The following is an 18693-nucleotide window of genomic DNA, read 5'->3' on the forward strand; positions in this document are numbered from 1 at the left end:
AGATACATTTAGAAATCTTGACGTCAAGATAGTTTCGCGCTCAGATACCGCATGGACCAGATTGACCGCATCATCGCGCAATGGGCGCGCGAACGCCCCGAGTTGGACACCGGCCCGATGGCGGTGATGGGCCGCCTCGCGCGGCTGAGCCTGCACTGGCAACGCGAGGTTGAGCGCACACTCGGCCAGCACGGGCTGACCGCCGCGAGTTTCGACGTGCTGGCAGCATTGCGGCGGGCGGGCGCGCCCTATCAGCTCTCGCCCGGGGACCTGCTGGCGACGATGATGATCACCTCGGGCACGATGACGCACCGGCTGGACCAGCTGGAAAAGGCCGGGATGATCCGACGCGACAAGAACCCCGATGACGGGCGCGGTGTGCTGATCTCGCTGACAGAGGCGGGTTTTGCCACGGTTGAGGCCGCCGTGGGCGATCATGTGGCGCAGCAGCACCGGCTGATGGCCGCGCTTCCGGTGGCGGAAAGACAGGCGCTGGGGGCCAGTATGGCCCGGCTGCTGGCCGATCAGGAGCCACCCGAGACCTAAAATGTACCACAATATGGTCAACACCAATACTATTTGACACATCTGGTGAAAGCTGGTTCTCCTCACCGCCGGAGGACCCCGATGACCGCACCCACCGACCCGGCCGCCGATCTGCCGCACAACCAGCCGCCCAAGGTGAAGGGCACGCAAAGCCTGACCCGCGGTCTGGCGCTGATTGAATGCGTGGCCGAGGGGATCACGGATGTGAAAGGGATCGCGCTGCGGCTGGGCAGTCCGCGCAGCACCGTGACGCGCATGCTCGCCAGTCTGGTGGCCGAGGGCTATCTGCACCACATCCCCTATCACGGCTATCTGCTGGGCCCGAAACTGATCCGTCTTGGCCAATTGGCACAGGAGAGCCGCCCCCTCGTCGCCCTCGCCCGCCCGCATCTGGAGGCTTTGCGCACGGAAACCCGCGACACTTTGCATCTGGGTGTGATCGAGCGCGGCGATGTGGTCTACCTCGACAAGCTGGCGGGGACGCGCGGGCTGGAAATGCGCTCTCGCGTGGGGGCGCGCATGCCGGTGGCCTCCACGGGTCTCGGCAAAGCGCTGATGATGTGCCTGCCCAAGGCCGATTGGCCCGCCCTCTATGACCGCGCGGTGAACCACAGCGCCGGGCATGCGGATCACCCGCTGATGCGCCCCATGCCAGCGCTGGTGGCCGATCTGCGCGAAAGCCTCGCGCGGGGCTATGCCTTTGATCGGGAAGAGAATGAGCCCGGCATCCGCTGTGTCGCCGCCCCGGTGCGCGACATCACCGGACGCGTTGTGGCCGCGATCAGCCTCGCCAGCGCCCTGCCCTTCATGCCCGATGCGCGGATGCAGGCGCTGGGTCCCCGCATTGCCGCCTGTGCCGCCGCGATTTCCCTTGATCTTGGCGCCCCGCTGCCCCCCACCCCAACCCCGGAGACCCTGTGATGCCCGCCCTTATCGCCCTGGATTGGGGCACCTCCAGCCTGCGCGGCTTTTTGATGGACAGCATGGGCACCGTGCTGGACACCCGCAGCAGCAAACACGGCATCCAGCATTTGCCGGAGCCCGGGCTCGCGGGATATGAGCGCGCCTTCGCCGCGCTTTGTGGCGAATGGCTGACCGCGCATCCCGGGCTGCCGGTGGTGGCGGGTGGCATGGTCGGCTCGGCCCAGGGCTGGGTCGAGGCGCCCTATGTGCGCTGCCCCGCCGATACCGACACGCTCGCCGCTGCCGCCGCCCGCGTGCAGACGACGCTGGGGCCGGTGATCCATATCGCGCCGGGCGTGCTGCTCGACCCTGAAGATGCCGCCCCCGATGTGATGCGCGGCGAAGAAATCCAGATTGCCGGTGCCCTCGGCGCGGGGCTTGACCCCCGCCAGCCCGCCTGTGTGATCCTGCCGGGGACGCATTCCAAATGGCTGCGGCTGGAAGAGGGGCGGATCGTGGATTTCGCCTCCTATATGACCGGCGAAATTTTCGCGGTGATGCGGCAGCATTCCATTCTGGGCCGCCTGATGCCCGAGACCAGCGACGCCAGCGACAGCGACGCCGCCGCAGCCTTCACCCTTGGCCTGACGGCGGCGCGGCGGGCGGGACCGGGCGATCTGACGCATCTTTTGTTCACCACCCGCAGTCTTGGGCTGACGGGGCGCCTCGCCCCGGGCGTCTTGGCCGACTATCTCTCGGGCCTGCTGATCGGGCAGGAAATCCGCTCGGGCGGGGCACGGATGATCGGCACCGCCAGCCCGCAGATCGCCATGATCGGCGACCCGGCCCTGTGCAGCCGCTACCTCACCGCGATGGCGCATATGGGCCTGCCCGCGCCCATGATGCTCAACAACACCGCCCCGCGGGGGCTTTTCCGCTTTGCGCAGGCGCTTGGCCTGCTGCCCCATTGATCTGGAGATCGCCATGCTCAGCCTGACCGAAGCCTTTGCCGCCTGCCCGCTGGTGGCCATTCTGCGCGGCATCCGCCCGGAAGAAGCCGCCGAGACCGCGGTGGAACTGGTCGATGCGGGGTTCACCATTCTCGAAGTGCCGCTGAACTCGCCCGAGCCGCTGAAAAGCATCGCCGCGATGGTGGCGGCCGTCGGGGACCGCGCGCTGATCGGCGCGGGCACGGTGCTGACGCCCGAGGCCGTGGCCGAGGTTCACGCCGCCGGGGGCCGTCTGATCGTGATGCCGCATGCGGATACGGCCGTGATCGCCGCCGCCAAGGCGCGCGGCATGGCCTGCACACCCGGTGTCGCCACGCCGACCGAAGCCTTTGCGGCCCTCGCCGCCGGGGCGGATGCGCTCAAGCTCTTTCCGGCAGAAATCCTGCCGCCGGTGGCGGTAAAGGCCATGCTGGCCGTGCTGCCCCGGGGCACCAAACTGCTCGCCGTCGGCGGCATCTCGCCCGAGGGGATGGCCCCCTATCTCGCGGCAGGCACGTCGGGATTCGGCCTTGGCGGCGCGCTCTATGCGCCCGGCCGCAGTGCCGCCGAGGTGGGCGAACGCGCCCGCGCCTTCATCGCCGCCTTGCCGCAGAAGGGCTGAGCCGAAACCGGCCGCGCTCAGGCCAGAGGGCAGAGCGCAACCTCGGTGCCCCATCCGGCGCATTTCTCGGCGAGGGGCCGCGGAAAGGCCAGATCGGTGAACACCCGGTCCACATCCCCCAGAGAGGCGATGCGGACCGGGGCGCGCCGCCCGATCTTGCTCGCATCCGTCACCAGAAACACCTGCCGCGATTGCCGGATGATGGCCTTGGACACCCGCACCTCCTGCAGGTCATAGTCCAGAAGATCCCCCTCCAGATCCAGCGCCGAGGCGCCGATGATCGCGTGATCCACCTTGAACTGCTCGATCAGCTGCGTCGTCAGATCGCCCACCAGACCGCCATCCGAGCGGCGCAGCACACCCCCCGCCACGATCACCTCGCAGCTGTCATTCGCCACCAGGATATTGGCGACATTGAGGTTGTTGGTCACCACGGTGAGGTTGCGGTGGTTCAGCAACTCCCGCGCCACCGCCTCTGTCGACGTGCCGATGTTCAAAAACAGCGAGGAATTGTCCGGGATCGCCGCCGCACAGGCCCGCCCGATGGCGGCCTTGGCCGCCGCCTGCCAATCGCGCCGCGCCTCATAGCCGATGTTGCTGACACCCGAGCGCGGCACCGCGCCGCCATGCAGCCGGTCGACCAGCCCCATCTCGGCCAGATCACTCAGATCGCGGCGGATGGTCTGCAAGGTGACGCCGAAACGCTCGGCCAGCGCCTCGACCAGCACCCGCCCGTCGCTCCGTGCGAGATCCAGAATTTCGCTCTGTCGCAGGCTTAGCGCCATCACCGCCCCTTGTGCTTCGTTTAAGTTCCTTTTTGCACGACTTGCCGCGCCTGTCATGCAGATGACGCGCGAAACAGATAAATTTCGCCCAGAATGGCGCTATTACGCTTTCCTTTTGGCCAAAAAGGAATATTTCCGCACCATAAGGAACATAAACGAACATCGCCCGACTCGCCCTTCTGCCGCCCCGGAGACCGCCATGACCCCCTCGCCTGCCCAACCCGTCGACCTCTTTATCATCGGCGGCGGCATCAATGGCTGCGGCATTGCCCGCGATGCAGCAGGGCGCGGCCTCAGCGTGACGCTGGCAGAAAAGGGCGATCTGGCGCAGGCCACCTCTTCGGCTTCGACCAAGCTCTTTCATGGCGGGCTGCGCTATCTGGAATATTTCGAGTTCCGCCTCGTGCGCGAGGCACTGGAAGAGCGCGAGACCTTGCTGCGTGCCATGCCGCATATCAGCTGGCCGATGCGCTTTGTGTTGCCCTATCACCCCGAGATGCGCTTTGACGCCGAGACGCCGACCTCGAAACTGATGACGCTGTTCATGCCCTGGATGAAGGGGCGGCGTCCCGCCTGGCTGATCCGGTTGGGGCTGTTCCTCTATGACCATCTCGGCGGTCGCAAAATCCTGCCGGGGACCAAAACGCTGGACCTGACCACCGATCCGGCGGGGCGGCCGCTGAACCCCAAATTCAAGCGGGCCTATGAATATTCGGATTGCTGGGTCGAGGACAGTCGCCTCGTGGTGCTGAACGCCCGGGACGCCGAGGCGCGCGGCGCGACCATTCTGACCGGCACCTGCGTCACCCGCGCCGAGCGGGTGGGCGATCTGTGGCAGATCACCACCGAGACGGCGGCGGGCAGCGCGGTGCATCTGGCACGCGGGCTGGTGAATGCGGCGGGCCCCTGGGTGGGCGACATCCTGCGCGACACCGTGCATGTGCCCTCGACCGACGGGGTGCGGCTGGTGCGCGGCAGCCATATCGTCACCCGCAAACTCTTTGACGATCCGCGCTGCTATTTCTTTCAGGGCACCGATGGCCGCATCATCTTTGCGATCCCCTATGAGCAGGATTTCACCCTGATCGGCACCACGGATCAGGACCATCAGGGCGCCCCCGGCAGCGCGGTCTGTACCCCGGAGGAGCAGCAATATCTGTGCGATTTCGCCTCGGCCTATTTCGCACAGCCGGTCACGCGGGATGACATCGTCTGGACCTATTCCGGCGTGCGGCCGCTCTATAATGACGGGGCCAGTTCGGCCACCGCCGCCACCCGCGACTATGTGCTGCGACTTGATGATGCGGGCGCGCCGCTTCTGAACGTCTTTGGCGGCAAGATCACCACCTACCGGCGGCTGGCCGAAAGCGCGCTGACGAAACTGGCGCCCTTCTTCCCGGCGGCCACCGGGTCCTGGACGGCGGGCGTGCCGATGCCCGGCGGGGATTTCGCGGTGGCCGACAAGCCCGCCTTGACGGCGGATCTCGCCCGCGACTACCCGTTCCTGACCCCCTATTGGGCAGCACGGCTGATCCGCGCCTACGGCACCGAGGCACGCGACATTCTGGGGTCGGCGCAATCGGCGGCCGATCTGGGGCAGGATTTCGGCGGCACGTTGACCGAGGCCGAGGTGCGCTGGCTGACCACGCGCGAATATGCCCGCAGCGCGGCCGATATCCTCTGGCGGCGCTCCAAACTCGGGCTGCGGCTGACGCCCGATCAGGTCGCGGCACTGGAGGCCCATCTGGCGCAGAGCTGAGCGCGTGACGAATCCCGCCGATCCCCCCTTGGCTCTGCGGGGCGGATCGGGCTTGATGGGGCCTGGCTGACGCGGCCCCGCAGCAGAGCGCCAGGAGGAGGACCCATGCCCTATATTCTCGCCATTGACCAAGGCACCACGTCGAGCAGGGCGATCCTGTTTGACGCCGATCTGCGGGTGACCGCCACCGCGCAAGAGGAATTCCCGCAGATCTATCCGCAGCCCGGCTGGGTCGAGCATGACCCGACCGATCTGTGGTCCACGGTCGCGGGAACGGCCCGCGCGGTGCTGGAAAAGGCAGGTATTGACGCCGCCGAGATCGCCGCCATCGGCATCACCAACCAGCGCGAGACCACGCTGATCTGGGACCGTGCCACCGGGCAGCCGATCCACAATGCCATCGTCTGGCAGGACCGCCGCACCGCTCCGCTGTGCACCCGCCTCGTCGAGGAGGGGTTTGAGCCGGAGGTGACCGCGAAAACCGGCCTGCTGCTCGACCCCTATTTCTCGGGCACCAAGGTCGCCTGGCTTTTGGAGAATGTGCCCGGCGCGCGGGCGCGGGCCGAGGCGGGAGAGCTGGCCTTTGGCACCGTCGACAGCTTTCTGATCTGGAAACTCACCGGCGGCGCGCGGCATGTGACCGATGCCACCAATGCCGCCCGCACCATGCTCTATAATATCCGCGACGGGGAATGGGATGCCGAGATCTGCGCCCGGCTGAACATCCCGATGGCGCTCTTGCCCGAGGTGCAGGATTGCGCCGCCGATTTCGGCACGACGCGCCCCGATCTCTTTGGCCGAGAGATTCCGATTCTGGGGGTGGCGGGCGATCAGCAGGCCGCGACGCTGGGGCAAGCCTGCTTTGAACCCGGGATGATGAAATCCACCTATGGCACCGGCTGTTTTGCGCTGCTGAACACCGGGTCCGAGATGGTGACCAGCCAGAACCGGCTCTTGACCACCATCGCCTATCGGCTGAACGGCCAGACCACCTATGCGCTGGAAGGCTCGATCTTCATCGCGGGGGCGGTGGTGCAATGGCTGCGCGACGGGTTGCAGATCATCCGCGCCGCATCCGAGACGCAGGCGCTGGCCGAGGCCGCCGATCCGGCGCAGGAGGTGGTGCTGGTGCCCGCTTTCACCGGGCTCGGCGCACCCTATTGGCGGCCCGACTGCCGGGGGGCGATTTACGGCCTCACCCGCAATTCGGGGCGGGCCGAGCTTGCACGGGCGGCGCTGGAAAGCGTGGGCTACCAGACCCGCGATCTGTTGGAGGCGATGCGCGCCGACTGGCCGCAGGCGAGCGAAGGGGTGCTGCGCGTGGATGGCGGCATGAGCGCCTCGGACCCGGCGATGCAGTTTCTGGCCGACATCATCGGCGCACCTGTCGACCGGCCTGAGGTGCTGGAAACCACCGCCCTTGGCGCCGCCTGGCTGGCGGGGATGCAGGCGGGCATTTACCCGGCATCCGAGACATTTGCCCGCGACTGGGCCTTGCAGCGGCGCTTTGAACCCGGCATGAATGAGGAGACCCGGGCCGCGAAATACGCGCGATGGCGCCGGGCCGTTCTGGCCACAATGGGGGTCTGATGACCGCTTTTACCATCGTTGCACCGGGTCGCATCCTGTTCGGACGCGGCGAGGCGGCCCGCGCTGCCTCTGAGATCAAGGCCTTGGGCAATCGCATTTTTCTGGTGCATGGCGCCGATGCAAGCCGCGCCGAATGGCTGGTGAAGGCCTTGCGGGAAACCGGACGTGGCGTGCTGACGCAGGCCTGTCCGGGGGAGCCGGATCTGGCGCTGCTCGACCGTGCCACCCAGGCCGCCCGCGACTTTGAGGCGAATGTCTGCGTGGGCATTGGCGGCGGTGCCGCGCTGGATCTGGCCAAGGCCGTGGCGGCGCTTACCCCCGCCCCGGGCAATGCGATGGATCACCTTGAGGTGGTGGGCCGCGCCCTGCCGCTGGTGGCGCCGCCGCTGCCCTTCGTGGCCTTGCCCACAACCGCGGGTACCGGGGCCGAAGTGACCAAGAACGCGGTGATCGGCCTGCCCGATCATGGGCGCAAGGTCTCGCTCCGCGATGACCGGATGCTGGCGCGGGTGGCAATTATCGACCCTGCCCTGACCGACAATCTGCCGCGCGGCGTCACTCTGGCCTCGGGCATTGATGCCATCACCCAGGTGATCGAGCCCTATCTGTCCAGCCGCGCCAACCCGTTTTGCGACGCCCTCGCCCAGCCCGCCATCGGCAAAGGGCTGCGGGCGCTGATCTCCCTGATGGCGACGGAAACACCGCAGGCGCGCGACGACATGGCCTGGGTCAGCCTTTGCGGCGGCCTCGCGCTGGCCAACAGCGGTCTGGGCGCCGTGCATGGGCTGGCGGGCGTTCTGGGCGGCACGACGGGCGCCGCCCATGGCGCGATCTGCGGCGCGCTGATCGGCCCGGTGCTGGCCGCGAATGCCCGCGCCGTGCCCGCCGGCCACCCGGTTGCCGCCCGCATCCGCGAGGTTCTGAGCATGATCGGCGAGGCCTTTGGCTGCGCGCCGGAGGACGCTGCCGAGGCGCTGGCCAATTGGCTGCATGCGCAGGGCCTGCCGCGCCTCTCGGCGCTGGGTCTGGCCGCGAAGGACCATCAGGCCACCGCCGAGGCGGCGCTGCATTCCTCCTCGATGAAGGGCAATCCGGTGCCGCTTTCGGTGGAGATGCTGGTCGAGGTTCTGACGGCGGCGGGTTGACCGGCCCCGCGTCACAACGCATCGCCCCGCAGGCGCTGCTGCCGCCGCCACCGCCCGCATCGGCTGCTGCCGCAGGCGGGGCGGGTGGTCAGTATTTGCTGTCCGCCGGCGGTTCAACCGGCGGATTGCGCAGGACGGCATCGTTTTCATACCGTTTGGCTTCGGTCAAAAACGAATAGATCGCGCCCTTGGCGCAATGGATGAACCCCACCCAGCCACAGCGCCACATCCCGTGCCGGAGATACCAGCGCAGGAAAAAAATCGGCGGGCTGAAGATCATTTTCCAAGGCTTGGCCCCAACGCCCCGCTGCTTGATCATCGTGGCCTTCAGCGAGGAATATTTGTTCTCTTTCAGCATCTGCTCATGCAGCGGCAACGGGTTGAAATGCAGCAGACCACCCGGTTTGGCCTTTTGCACGGTGCCGTCGATGGCAATCCCCTCATGCACGAGGTCGGTGGTGTTGAACCGCCCCATGCCACGCCGGAACAGGCGGTTGTGATAGCGCTCATGCGCCGAGGGCGGCACGAAACCATAGCCATTCAGGTAATCGTAGCGCGTGATGCGCCAGCCGTTGACCTCCGGATTTTCCAACAGGCTGGGGAAAATCCGCGCCAGTTGCGGGCTGACCCGCTCATCGCTGTCGATGCTGAAACACCACTCTTGCGTGCAGTGCTCCAGCGCGAATTGCTTTTGCGCGCCAAAGCCGCGCCAGGGCTCGTGCAGGATGCGCAGCGGCAATCCCTCGGCCTGCAACCGCGCGAGCAGCGCCAGCGTCCCGTCGGTCGAGCCGGAATCCACCACGATGATCTCGCGGCAAAAGGCGACGCTGCGGATACATCCCTCCAGCACCTTCTCTTCGTTCTGACAGATGATGAAGGCGGAGATCGGCAGTTGCATAAGGCACTCAACGGTTGTGGCGCGGGGTTCCCCCTTATGTGCCAGAAACGCCCCTTCGATGGTAGGGCAATCCGTGCCATCGGCAGTGCCGCGCCAAAACCCCGCTTGCGTGCGGCCAAAGCGCAGCAAAAGCGGCGGGAGGAGATGGACCAGCCTCTTGGCGCTCGCCCCCAATCGATGCCCGCCCGGCCCGGCTCCGGCTCCGGCGGGGCGCCGGAGGGCTAGACCGAAACCGCCCCGCGCAGGGTCTCGTGGCTCAGCTCGGATTTGGAACCCGACATCGCCACCGCGCCGCGTTTGAGGACATAGAAATTATCCGCCAGCGCATAGGCAAAGTCGAAATATTGCTCGACCAGAATGATCGCCATATCGCCCCGGTCGCGCAGATATTCGATGACCCGACCAATCTGCTGGATGATGTTCGGCTGGATCCCCTCGGTCGGCTCGTCCAGCAGCAAGAGCTTGGGCTTCATCAGCATCGCCCGCGCAATCGCCAGCTGCTGCTGTTGCCCGCCCGAAAGATCGCCGCCGCGGCGGTGCAGAAATTCCTTGAGGATCGGGAACAGCTCATAGATCTCGTCGGGAATGAAATGCTCCGAGCGCGGGAGACAGGCGAATGCCGTTTCCATATTCTCGCGCACGGTGAGGAGCGGGAAGATCATCCGCCCCTGCGGCACATAGCCCAGCCCCCGCCGCGCCATCGCCTGCGGCGGCAGTTTTCCCAAGGCCTCTCCGTCCAGCGTGACCGCCCCGCCCGAGCGCGGATGCACCCCGGCCAAGGCCTTCAGCAGGCTGGTCTTGCCCACGCCATTGGTGCCCATGACGCAGGTCACCTGCCCGGCCTTTGCCTCCAGATCAATCCCGTGCAGGATCTGCGATCCGCCGTAATGCAGGGTCAGCGCTTCGGTTTTCAGCATGATTTACCGCCCCAGATAGACATCAATGACCTGTTGGTTTTTGGTGACATGGTCGAGGCTGCCCTCGGCCAGCACCGCGCCTTCGTGCAGCACCGTCACCTTGCAATTCAGGCGGCGCACGAATTCCATGTCATGCTCAACCACCACCACCGCCCGGGTCCTGGCCAGATTGACGAGGAGCGTGGTGGTATGTTCGCGCTCGGCCAGGGTCATCCCCGCCGCCGGTTCATCCACCAGCAAAAGCCGTGGCTCCTGCGCCAGCAGCATGCCGATTTCCAGCCATTGCTTTTGCCCGTGGCTGAGTTCACCCGATTTGCGCGCCAGCTGATCGGCCAGCCCCACTTCCTCCGCCAGTTCCGTAACCTTGGCATGGTCAGCGGCTTTGGGCGTCCAGAACAGCACCGCCAGCGGGCCACGCTTGTTCTTCAGCGCCATCATCAGATTGTCGGCGACCGACTGATCCTCGAACACCGTGGGGCGCTGGAACTTGCGCCCCACCCCGGCGCGGGCGATCTGCGCCTCGGACAATTTAAGGAGGCTGACGGATCTCTCGCCCCAGAGCACGCGGCCCTCATCCGGGCGGGTCTTGCCGGTGACGATGTCCATGAAGGTGGTCTTGCCCGCGCCGTTCGGCCCGATCACCGCCCGCAACTCGGCATCGCCGATCGAGAAGGACAGATTGTTGATCGCGCGAAAACCGTCAAAGCTGACCGAGACGCCGGAGACTTCCAAAAGGGCGCTCATTCTTCGGCCTCCTTCTCCCGCAGGGACCCCGCATCCGGGCCAAGATCGGCCCCCCGGCGGTTCGGCGCGCGCAGGCCGCCCGCCAGATCAAACAGGCCGCCGATGCCGCGCGGGGCAAAGAGGGTGACCAGCACGAAGGAAAGGCCCAGCACGATCTGCCACCAATCCACCCAATGCACGGTGTAAAAGCCCAAGGGCAGATCCGGCGCCTTGCCACCGGTGAACCAGGTGGAAACGAGGCTGACAAAGGCCGCGCCGATCACCGCACCATAGAGCCGCCCGCGCCCGCCAATGGCGACCCAGACCGCAAGGTAGATCGAGGCGATGGGGGCCATTTCCGCCGGGTTGATGATGCCCGCCTGCGGGTAATAGAGCGCGCCTGCGATGGCCGCGATCACTGCGGTCAGGGTGAAGATGAAGAGCTTGTAGGCCTCGACCGAATAGCCCAGAAACCGCACCCGTTGTTCGTCATCACGGATGCCGCGGATCACACTGCCGAACTTGCCCGAGATGGTGAAGGCCGCCGCGAGATACCCCAGCCCCAGCGCCGCCGCCGAAGCCCACATGAACCAGAGCGAGACATCCTCTTGCGCCACCGCCTCCAGCCCGGGGATGTTTTGCAGCCCCGACAGGCCGTTGTTGCCGCGCAAGCCGCTGTCGTTCTGGAAAAGATAGAGCGAAAGCGCCAGCGTCATCGCTTGCGTCAGGATCGAGAGGTATACCCCGGTCACCCGGCTGCGAAACGCCAGCCAGCCAAAGATCAGCGCCAACAGGCCGGGGATCAGCACCACCAGCAAGAGCTGCATCGGCAGAGATCCGGCGAAATGCCAGATCGCGGGCAGATCCGAGCCGCCGACGACGCCGAAGATCTGCGTGCCGATCCCGTCGCGGATCTCTTGCGGCGTGGGCGGCAGGCCGTTCCCGGCCATCGAGGCGACCACAATCTGCTCGGTCCGCGCATACATCAGCCACATGCCGATCATATAGCCGCCGATGCCGAAGAAGGCGAAATGCCCGAGGCTGAGAATGCCCGCATAGCCCCAGACCAGATCCATCGCGAGCGCGATGAGGCAGAGGCAGAGCGTCTTGCCCAAAGTCTTGACGAAAGAGGTCGAGATCAGGCCCGGCCCATAGGCCTCGGACAGCAAAGTGACGGCGAGGGTGAATAGGGCAAGGCAGGCCAGAAACACCAGCACGGAAGGGTTGCGGCTGAGAAAGGAGTTCTTCATGCGGCACCCCCGGCGGATTTCGGCTGCACCTTTGCGTTTGTTTTTTGCGGCAGGGGCAGCGGCAAGGCCTGCAGGCCCGAAAGCAGAATGCGGGTCATGGTCAATCTCCTGCCGCGCGGCCCTTGAGGGCGATGATCCCGCGCGGGCGGAACTGGATGAAGATGATGATGAAGACGATCATATAGGTCTGCGCCGCCAAGGTATTGGACGGGTTGAAGAATTCGATCCCCTTTTGCAGGAAGCCGATCAGCGTCGCCCCGGCGAGCGCGCCCCAGATATTGCCAACGCCGCCGACGACCACGGTCATGAAGCTTTGCACGATGTAATCCGACCCGAGCTCCGAGGTGACCTTGGCGAAAAGGCCGATGGCGACACCCGCGATGCCCGCAATGCCCGAGCCGAGGCCGAAGGTCAGCATGTTGATCCGGTCGGGGTTGATCCCCATCGAGGCGGCCATTTTCGGGTTCTGCGTCACCGCCCGCACCTCTAGCCCGAGGCGGGTCTTTTTCATGATGAACAGGAACAGCCCGAGGAAGATCAGCCCCAGCACGAAGATCGCGATGCGGATATAGCTGATCGAGACCACATCGTTGAAGGTCAGCGCGCCATCGAGCCAGGCGGGCGAGGTCAGGGGCCGCGCCTGGGTGCCAAAGATGTTCTTGGCCAGCTGTTGCAGCGCGATGGAGATCCCGAAGGTGGCCAGCAGCGTCTCGAGCGGCCGGTGGTAGAGATGGCGGATCACCAACCGTTCCATCGCCACCCCGGCGGCAAAGGTCACCGCAAAGGCCAGCGGCAACGCGACAAGGATCGAGACGGTGTAATTCGAGATATATTGCTGCACGACATAGCCGGTATAGGCGCCCATCATGATGAACTCGCCATGCGCCATGTTGATCACCCGCATCACCCCAAAGGTGATGGCGAGACCAATGGCCGCCAGAAAGTAGATCGAGGCGAGCGACAGGGCATCCAGCGCCAGATCGGCGAATTGCATCAGCCCGACCTTGCGGTCGATACGCTTCAGCGCGGCGCGGGCGGCATCGGTAACCGCCGCATCCGGCTCGGCGTAAGTATCGAGGAATTTATGCGCGGCGAGGGCCGCCGTCACCTCATCCTCGGTGGCGGCAGAGGGCGCGAGCCCGGCGGTTTCCAGCGCGGTATAGGCGGCGTCGCGCGTGGCCTGATTGTCCATCTCGGCCAGCGGGATCCCCGCGATCTTGCCGTTGTCGACATGGGCGAGCAGCGAGGCACGCTGATCGGAAATGGTGAGGCGGGCGGGCGCAAGGCCCGCCGTGACCAGCAGGTCATAGGCGGCTTCGCGCGGCAGATCCTTGCCCGGACGCAGGGTACGGGCGACATTGGCGCCCTCGGGCACTTCGGTCACCGCCACCTGTTTTGTGGCCACCAGCGGGTTCAGCGCGCCGCGCAGGTCCAGCCCCAGATCGGCACCGAAACTGTCAATCGCCGCGATGCGGGCCTGCGGATCGGCGTCAAAACGCAGGGTCAGCAGGCGCTCCAGACGCTCCTTGGCCGCCTTGATTTCCGGGTCTTTTTCGGCGGCAATCGCCGCGCGCAAGGGCGCCAGATGAGAGGCATTGCCATCGCGGGCCAAAGCATCCAGCGCGGCGCGGCGTTTGGCGGGGTCGGCGTCCATCAGCTGGAACTGCACCAGCGCCGCGCCGATCAACCCGCGCACGCCGGAATTCGGCTTCAATTCGTCAATCTCGGATTTGGGTGCGGTGCCAAGGCTCTCGCCGGTGGCAATATCGGTCAGCGCATAGCCCGCCGCATCGGGCGCCAGCAGCACGAAACTGCCATCCGCCTTGCGCTGGCCCAGCCGCTTGTCGGACCAGGCCTCGAGCACCGCCTGCGCCATCGGATCTTCGCTGGCGGCCAGCGCCGCGATCACCGGCTCAATGGTCTGGCGCGAGGCCTTTTCGACCAGAGCCTGATTGTCGCTGAGCACCTGCGCCGCACGTCCCGGCTCGGCCTGTCCCGGCTGCACCAGCATAACCAGCGCGATCAGCGCCGCCAAAAACTGTCTCATTCCCGCCCCATCAGGTTGGCCCGCCTCATCGGTTTGCAACGGGGGGCGGCGCGGTGCCGCCCCCCGAAAACGCTGTCTTACGGATCTGAGGTCAGATCAGTAATTCGAGGTCAGCTGCACACAGGTCTTGGTTTCGGTGTTGTACATGCCGCATTTCAGATCTTTCCAATCCGAGTCCAGCACCGCCGATTCCGGCAGATAGTCGGTCCAGGCATCGCCCGGCACCGGGTCGGTCTGGCTGATGATGTCGAACTGGCCATCGGCCTGAATCTCGCCGATCAGCACCGGCTTGGTCAGATGGTGGTTCGGCAGCATTTCCGCGGTCGAGCCGGTCAGGTTCGGGAATTTCTGGCCGATCATCGCCGCTTCGACAGCGTTGGTCTCGGTGGTGCCGGCTTGCGTCACCGCATTCACCCACATGTTGAAGCCGATATAGGTGGCTTCCATCGGGTCATTGGTCACGCGCTTGTCGTTGCCGATGAACTTGTGCCAACCCTCGATGAAGGCGGCGTTTTCCGGGGTATCGGCCGACATGAAGTAGTTCCAGGCCGCCAGATGGCCGACGAGGTTCGAGGTGTCGAGACCCGAAAGCTCTTCTTCGCCCACCGAGAAGGCAACGACCGGAATGTCATCTGCCGAGATCCCGGCAGCTGCCAGTTCCTTGTAGAAACCGATGTTCGCATCGCCGTTGATCGTCGAGATCACGCCGACCTTTTTGCCATCCGCGCCCAAGGCCTTGACGTCGGCCACGATTTTCGACCAGTCCGAATGGCCGAACGGGGTGTAGTTGACGAAGATATCGTCCTTGGCGATGCCTTTGGATTCCAGATAGGCGGCCAAGATGTTGTTCGTGGTGCGCGGGTAGACATAATCGGTGCCGAGAAGCGCGAACTTCTGCACACCGAGCTCGTTCAGGTAGTAATCCACCGCCGGGATCGCCTGCTGGTTCGGCGCAGCCCCGGTGTAGAAGACGTTTTTCGAGCTTTCTTCGCCCTCATATTGCACCGGATAGAACATCAGCCCGTTCAGCTCTTCGATGACCGGCAGCACGGATTTGCGCGACACGCTGGTCCAGCAGCCAAAGATCACATCGACCTTGTCGACCGAGATCAGCTCACGCGCTTTTTCGGCGAAAAGCGGCCAGTCGGAGGCCGGGTCGACCACCACGGCTTCCAGCATCTTGCCGTTGATGCCGCCCTTGGCGTTTTGCTGATCGATCAGCATCAGCACGGTGTCTTTCAGCGTGGTTTCCGAAATCGCCATCGTGCCGGAAAGCGAGTGCAGAACGCCCACCTTGATGGTGTCACCCTCGGCCCATGCCATGCCGCTGGACATGAGGGCGGCCAGAGCGGCGCCGGTGAAAATTCCTTTGATCCCTGTCATTTTATGACCTCGTTTTGTGCCCCGGCGCGGCGGACGCAGGATCCGCGCAGCGTCACAAAGGGGCGTCCCTCGTTGATCTTGGAGCGGCATGGTGGGCAGGTCTGGCCTGCTTCCCCGTGCCGCCTTATGGCGGGCTTGCCTGCCGTTGGCGGCGGCCCGAGGCTCACAAGACAGGCTTGCTGCGGCGCGGAGAATTCTTTTTCGCCGCCGCAGCAAGGCGAAAACCCAGACATCCGGAATGAAGCACAAAAAATGTGCATTAACCCACATGACGTTCAAAAATTGGGCTTCGCTTGCGCGAAACGGGTTTGTGACCGCGCCTCAAGACGACGTGAAAGGCGATGATTGCGACTCGGCGCGCCGAAAACGGTGGCGCCCGCCGCCCGCCACGCGATCCGTGCACCCCGACCGCTCTGCCGCAATTGGCCCGGCATGGTTGCCTGTCAAGCCGCACCAAGCTACCTCAGGCGGGGGCAGTGCGCATTGTTGCCCGCCGCCGCAAGGAGACCGACGTGCCCATCTACCGCCTGCTCCTGTCGCTGGCCTTTCCGGTGTTGCTGCTGCGCCTGCTGCTGCGCCGTCTGCGCGGCCAGGAAACCGCGCAGGCTCTGGCGGAGCGGCTGGGTGGCAGCACCCTGCCCCGGCCACAGGGCCCGCTGATCTGGCTGCATGGCGCGTCGAATGGCGAAGTGACCTCGGCCCGCGGTCTTATCGAGGGCCTGCGACAGGCCCGCCCGGAGGCCACATTGCTGATCAGCACCAACACCGCCACGGCGCGCGCGATGGTCATGGGCTGGGACCTGCCCGGCGTGATTGCGGTGCAGGCGCCGCTGGACCATCGCGGCCTGCTGGCACGGTTCTTTGCGCATTGGCGGCCGGATCTGTTGGTGGTGATCGAGAATGAATTCTGGCCCAACCGGCTGGCAATGGCGCGCGCGCATGGAGTGCCGGTGGTGCTGGTGGGGGCGCGGATCTCGGCGCGCTCAGCCCGCCGCTGGGCACGCCTGCCGGGCATTGCCCCGGCCATCCGTGCGCTCAGTTGGGTCTCGCCGCAAGACAGCGCTTCGGCGGCCGGCTTTGTGGCATTGGGCGTGGCGGCGGACCGGATCGGCCCGGTGCTGGATCTCAAGGCCGCCGCCCCGCTGGTGCCCGGCCCCCTGCCCGAGGATCATGCGCGCTTTGCGGCCCTCTTGCCCCGCGCCAAGACCGTTCTGGCCGCCTCGACGCATCCGGGCGAAGAGGAGATCGTGCTGGAGGCCTTTGAGCGCGCGCGCCAGACCGATCCCGCGTTGCGGCTGATCCTCGCCCCGCGGCACCCGGACCGCGGCCCGCGTCTTGCCGCGCTGATCGCGGCCAAAGGGCTGCCCTTCACCCGCCGCTCCGCCGCAGAAGCGCCGCAGCAGGCCGTCTATCTGGCCGATACATTGGGCGAGATGCCGCTGTGGTATGCCCTGGCGGGGGTCACTTTCGTCGGCGGTTCGCTGGTGGCCAAGGGGGGGCATACGCCGTTTGAACCGGCCGCCTGGCACTCGGCGCTGCTGCACGGCCCCGATGATGCCAATTTCCGCGCGGCTTATGCGGCGCTGCGGGCGGCGGCAGCGGCTGAGTGCGTCACCGATGCCCCCAGCCTCGCCGCCGCGCTGACCCGGCTCACCGCGGACCCGGCGTTGCAGGCGTCCCGGGCGGCGGCGGCGCATGACGCGCTGTCCGCCTTGGGGCAGGATCTGACCCCGCTGGTCACCCGGATCACGCAGACACTGGACCGGCGCTAGACCACCGCCCGGAACCATAGACCACAGCGGCGCGCGCGGCACCGCTGCGCCCTTGCATTCCCCCCCGGGGTTCATAGATGATGTCGCATCGCCGAGGACAGATCCGATGATCCGCTACACGCTTGTCTGTGACAATGACCACAGCTTTGACAGCTGGTTCCAATCCGCCGAAGCCTTTGACAAGCTGCGCGGGGCGGGCATGGTTGCCTGCACGACCTGTCAGTCCACCGATGTCACGAAATCCCTGATGACCCCCGCCGTCCGCCCCGCCCGCAAGGCGGGAGAAGCCGCCGCGCGCCCGCTGACGGACCCCGGCTCTGAGGCCGAGGCGGCGCTGGCAAAGCTGCGCAAACATGTGGAGGCGAATTCCGACTATGTCGGCAGCGATTTCGCGACCCAGGCCCGCGCCATGCATGAGGGCAGCGCGCCCGAGCGCGCGATCCACGGCGAGGCACGCCTTGAGGAGGCCCGCGCCCTGCTGGAAGACGGGGTGCCCATCGCCCCCCTGCCCTTCCTGCCGAGCCGCAAGACCAACTGATCCCAGAGCCTGAGCGGAGAACCCCATGACGATCCTGATCACCGGCGCGAACCGTGGCATTGGCGCCGCGATGCTGGCGCAATACCGCAGCGAGGGACGCCCCGTTCTCGGCACTGCCCGGCATCCGGGCGACAGTGGCTTGCTTCCCCTCGACATCGCCGATCCCGCCTCCTTGCGCGCCCTCGCCGACCATCTGGCCGACAGGCAATTGTCACTGCTGATCTGCAATGCGGGCGTGTATCCCGGCCGCAATCACCGGCTGGAGGATGGCTATCCGCCCGAGGATTGGGCCGAGGGCTTTGCCACCAATGTCACGGGCACTTTCCTGACCATCCAATGTCTCTTGCCACAGTTGCGGGCAGGACAGGGCAAGATCGCCATCATCTCCTCGCAAATGGGCTCGAGCACCCGGGCGCCGGGCGGCAATTACATCTACCGCGCCTCCAAGGCGGCGGTGCTGAACCTCGGCCGCAACCTCGCCAGCGATCTGCGCACCGAAGGGCTGCCGGTGGGCATCTACCACCCCGGCTGGGTGCAGACCGATATGGGGGGCGCCGGCGCCGAGATCAGCACCGAAGCGAGTGCGGCGGGCCTGATCGCCCGCTTTGACGCGCTCTCCCCCGCCACCACCGGTTGCTTTGAAACCTGGGACGGACGCCCGCACGCCCTTTAAGCGCGGCGCGCCCTCTCGTTGCTTCGGGAAAAATATCCTCGGGGGGTGGGGGGGGGGGGAAACCCCCCCCCCCCCCCCCCCCCCCCCCCCCCAACACCAACCCCCCCCCCCCCCCCCCCCCCCCCCCCCCCCCCCCCCCCCCCCCCCCCCCCC

The 18693-nt window shown here is 66.1% G+C and carries 17 protein-coding genes; 10 read left to right on the forward strand and 7 right to left on the reverse strand.

Annotated features, from left to right (window positions below):
• Positions 1-51: 51 nt before the first annotated feature.
• From ACEN2S_RS02190 to ACEN2S_RS02205, 4 genes are all read left to right on the forward strand, one after another.
• Complete coding sequence (locus ACEN2S_RS02190; protein WP_441861765.1) at positions 52-546, forward strand: MarR family winged helix-turn-helix transcriptional regulator; 495 nt, start codon at positions 52-54, stop codon at positions 544-546.
• A gap of 81 nt (positions 547-627) precedes the next feature.
• Positions 628-1467, forward strand: coding sequence for an IclR family transcriptional regulator (locus ACEN2S_RS02195; protein WP_441861767.1), 840 nt, complete (start codon positions 628-630; stop codon positions 1465-1467).
• The gene (locus ACEN2S_RS02200) at positions 1467-2420 is read left to right on the forward strand and encodes a 2-dehydro-3-deoxygalactonokinase (protein ID WP_441861770.1); all 954 of its coding nucleotides are present in this window, start codon (positions 1467-1469) and stop codon (positions 2418-2420) included. The genes ACEN2S_RS02195 and ACEN2S_RS02200 overlap by 1 nt, the downstream gene beginning before the upstream one ends.
• Before the next feature lie 13 nt (positions 2421-2433).
• Positions 2434-3060, forward strand: coding sequence for a 2-dehydro-3-deoxy-6-phosphogalactonate aldolase (locus ACEN2S_RS02205; protein WP_441861773.1), 627 nt, complete (start codon positions 2434-2436; stop codon positions 3058-3060).
• A 17-nt stretch (positions 3061-3077) separates the two neighbouring features.
• On the opposite strand, the gene ACEN2S_RS02210 is transcribed toward ACEN2S_RS02205, so the two are convergent.
• Positions 3078-3845 (reverse strand): DeoR/GlpR family DNA-binding transcription regulator, encoded by a 768-nt coding sequence (locus tag ACEN2S_RS02210; protein WP_441861776.1) that lies wholly within the window; start codon positions 3843-3845, stop codon positions 3078-3080.
• Positions 3846-4044: 199 nt separating this feature from the next.
• Here ACEN2S_RS02210 and glpD point away from each other — a divergent pair, with 199 nt between their 5' ends.
• From glpD to ACEN2S_RS02225, 3 genes are all read left to right on the forward strand, one after another.
• Complete coding sequence (glpD, locus tag ACEN2S_RS02215) at positions 4045-5604, forward strand: glycerol-3-phosphate dehydrogenase (RefSeq protein WP_441861779.1); 1560 nt, start codon at positions 4045-4047, stop codon at positions 5602-5604.
• A gap of 105 nt (positions 5605-5709) precedes the next feature.
• The gene (gene glpK, locus ACEN2S_RS02220; RefSeq protein WP_441861782.1) at positions 5710-7194 is read left to right on the forward strand and encodes a glycerol kinase GlpK; all 1485 of its coding nucleotides are present in this window, start codon (positions 5710-5712) and stop codon (positions 7192-7194) included.
• Positions 7194-8339 carry an iron-containing alcohol dehydrogenase gene (locus ACEN2S_RS02225; RefSeq protein WP_441861785.1) on the forward strand — a complete coding sequence of 382 codons (1146 nt, stop codon included), beginning with the start codon at positions 7194-7196 and terminating at the stop codon, positions 8337-8339. Before glpK ends, ACEN2S_RS02225 begins: the two co-directional genes overlap by 1 nt.
• Before the next feature lie 88 nt (positions 8340-8427).
• Here the strand turns inward: ACEN2S_RS02225 and ACEN2S_RS02230 are convergent, their stop codons facing one another.
• From ACEN2S_RS02230 to urtA, 6 genes are all read right to left on the reverse strand, one after another.
• Entirely contained in the window at positions 8428-9237 is an 810-nt protein-coding gene (locus ACEN2S_RS02230; RefSeq protein ID WP_441861788.1) for a glycosyltransferase family 2 protein, read from the reverse strand.
• A gap of 221 nt (positions 9238-9458) precedes the next feature.
• Entirely contained in the window at positions 9459-10154 is a 696-nt protein-coding gene (gene urtE, locus ACEN2S_RS02235; RefSeq protein WP_441861791.1) for an urea ABC transporter ATP-binding subunit UrtE, read from the reverse strand.
• Positions 10155-10157: 3 nt separating this feature from the next.
• Entirely contained in the window at positions 10158-10898 is a 741-nt protein-coding gene (gene urtD / locus ACEN2S_RS02240) for an urea ABC transporter ATP-binding protein UrtD (RefSeq protein WP_441861794.1), read from the reverse strand.
• Positions 10895-12127, reverse strand: coding sequence for an urea ABC transporter permease subunit UrtC (gene urtC / locus ACEN2S_RS02245; RefSeq protein ID WP_441861796.1), 1233 nt, complete (start codon positions 12125-12127; stop codon positions 10895-10897). The genes urtD and urtC overlap by 4 nt, the downstream gene beginning before the upstream one ends.
• Before the next feature lie 100 nt (positions 12128-12227).
• Positions 12228-14138: an urea ABC transporter permease subunit UrtB gene (gene urtB, locus ACEN2S_RS02250; RefSeq protein WP_441861849.1), complete on the reverse strand. Its 1911-nt coding sequence runs from the start codon at positions 14136-14138 to the stop codon at positions 12228-12230.
• Positions 14139-14270: 132 nt separating this feature from the next.
• Positions 14271-15509, reverse strand: coding sequence for an urea ABC transporter substrate-binding protein (gene urtA, locus ACEN2S_RS02255; protein ID WP_441861851.1), 1239 nt, complete (start codon positions 15507-15509; stop codon positions 14271-14273).
• Positions 15510-16069: 560 nt separating this feature from the next.
• Here urtA and ACEN2S_RS02260 point away from each other — a divergent pair.
• The 3 genes from ACEN2S_RS02260 to ACEN2S_RS02270 all read left to right on the forward strand — a co-directional run bounded on the left by ACEN2S_RS02260 (position 16070) and on the right by ACEN2S_RS02270 (position 18540).
• A complete protein-coding gene (locus tag ACEN2S_RS02260) occupies positions 16070-17329 on the forward strand; it encodes a 3-deoxy-D-manno-octulosonic acid transferase (RefSeq protein ID WP_441861798.1) in 1260 nt (419 codons plus the stop codon).
• Between the two features lie 106 nt (positions 17330-17435).
• Positions 17436-17867, forward strand: coding sequence for a DUF1178 family protein (locus ACEN2S_RS02265; RefSeq protein WP_441861801.1), 432 nt, complete (start codon positions 17436-17438; stop codon positions 17865-17867).
• A 25-nt stretch (positions 17868-17892) separates the two neighbouring features.
• On the forward strand, positions 17893-18540 hold the full coding sequence (locus ACEN2S_RS02270) for an SDR family NAD(P)-dependent oxidoreductase (RefSeq protein ID WP_441861803.1): 648 nt from the start codon (positions 17893-17895) through the stop codon (positions 18538-18540).
• Positions 18541-18693 lie beyond the last annotated feature (153 nt).

It is taken from the genome of Phaeovulum sp. W22_SRMD_FR3 (assembly GCF_052113705.1).
Taxonomy (GTDB): Bacteria; Pseudomonadota; Alphaproteobacteria; order Rhodobacterales; family Rhodobacteraceae; genus JBGQOG01.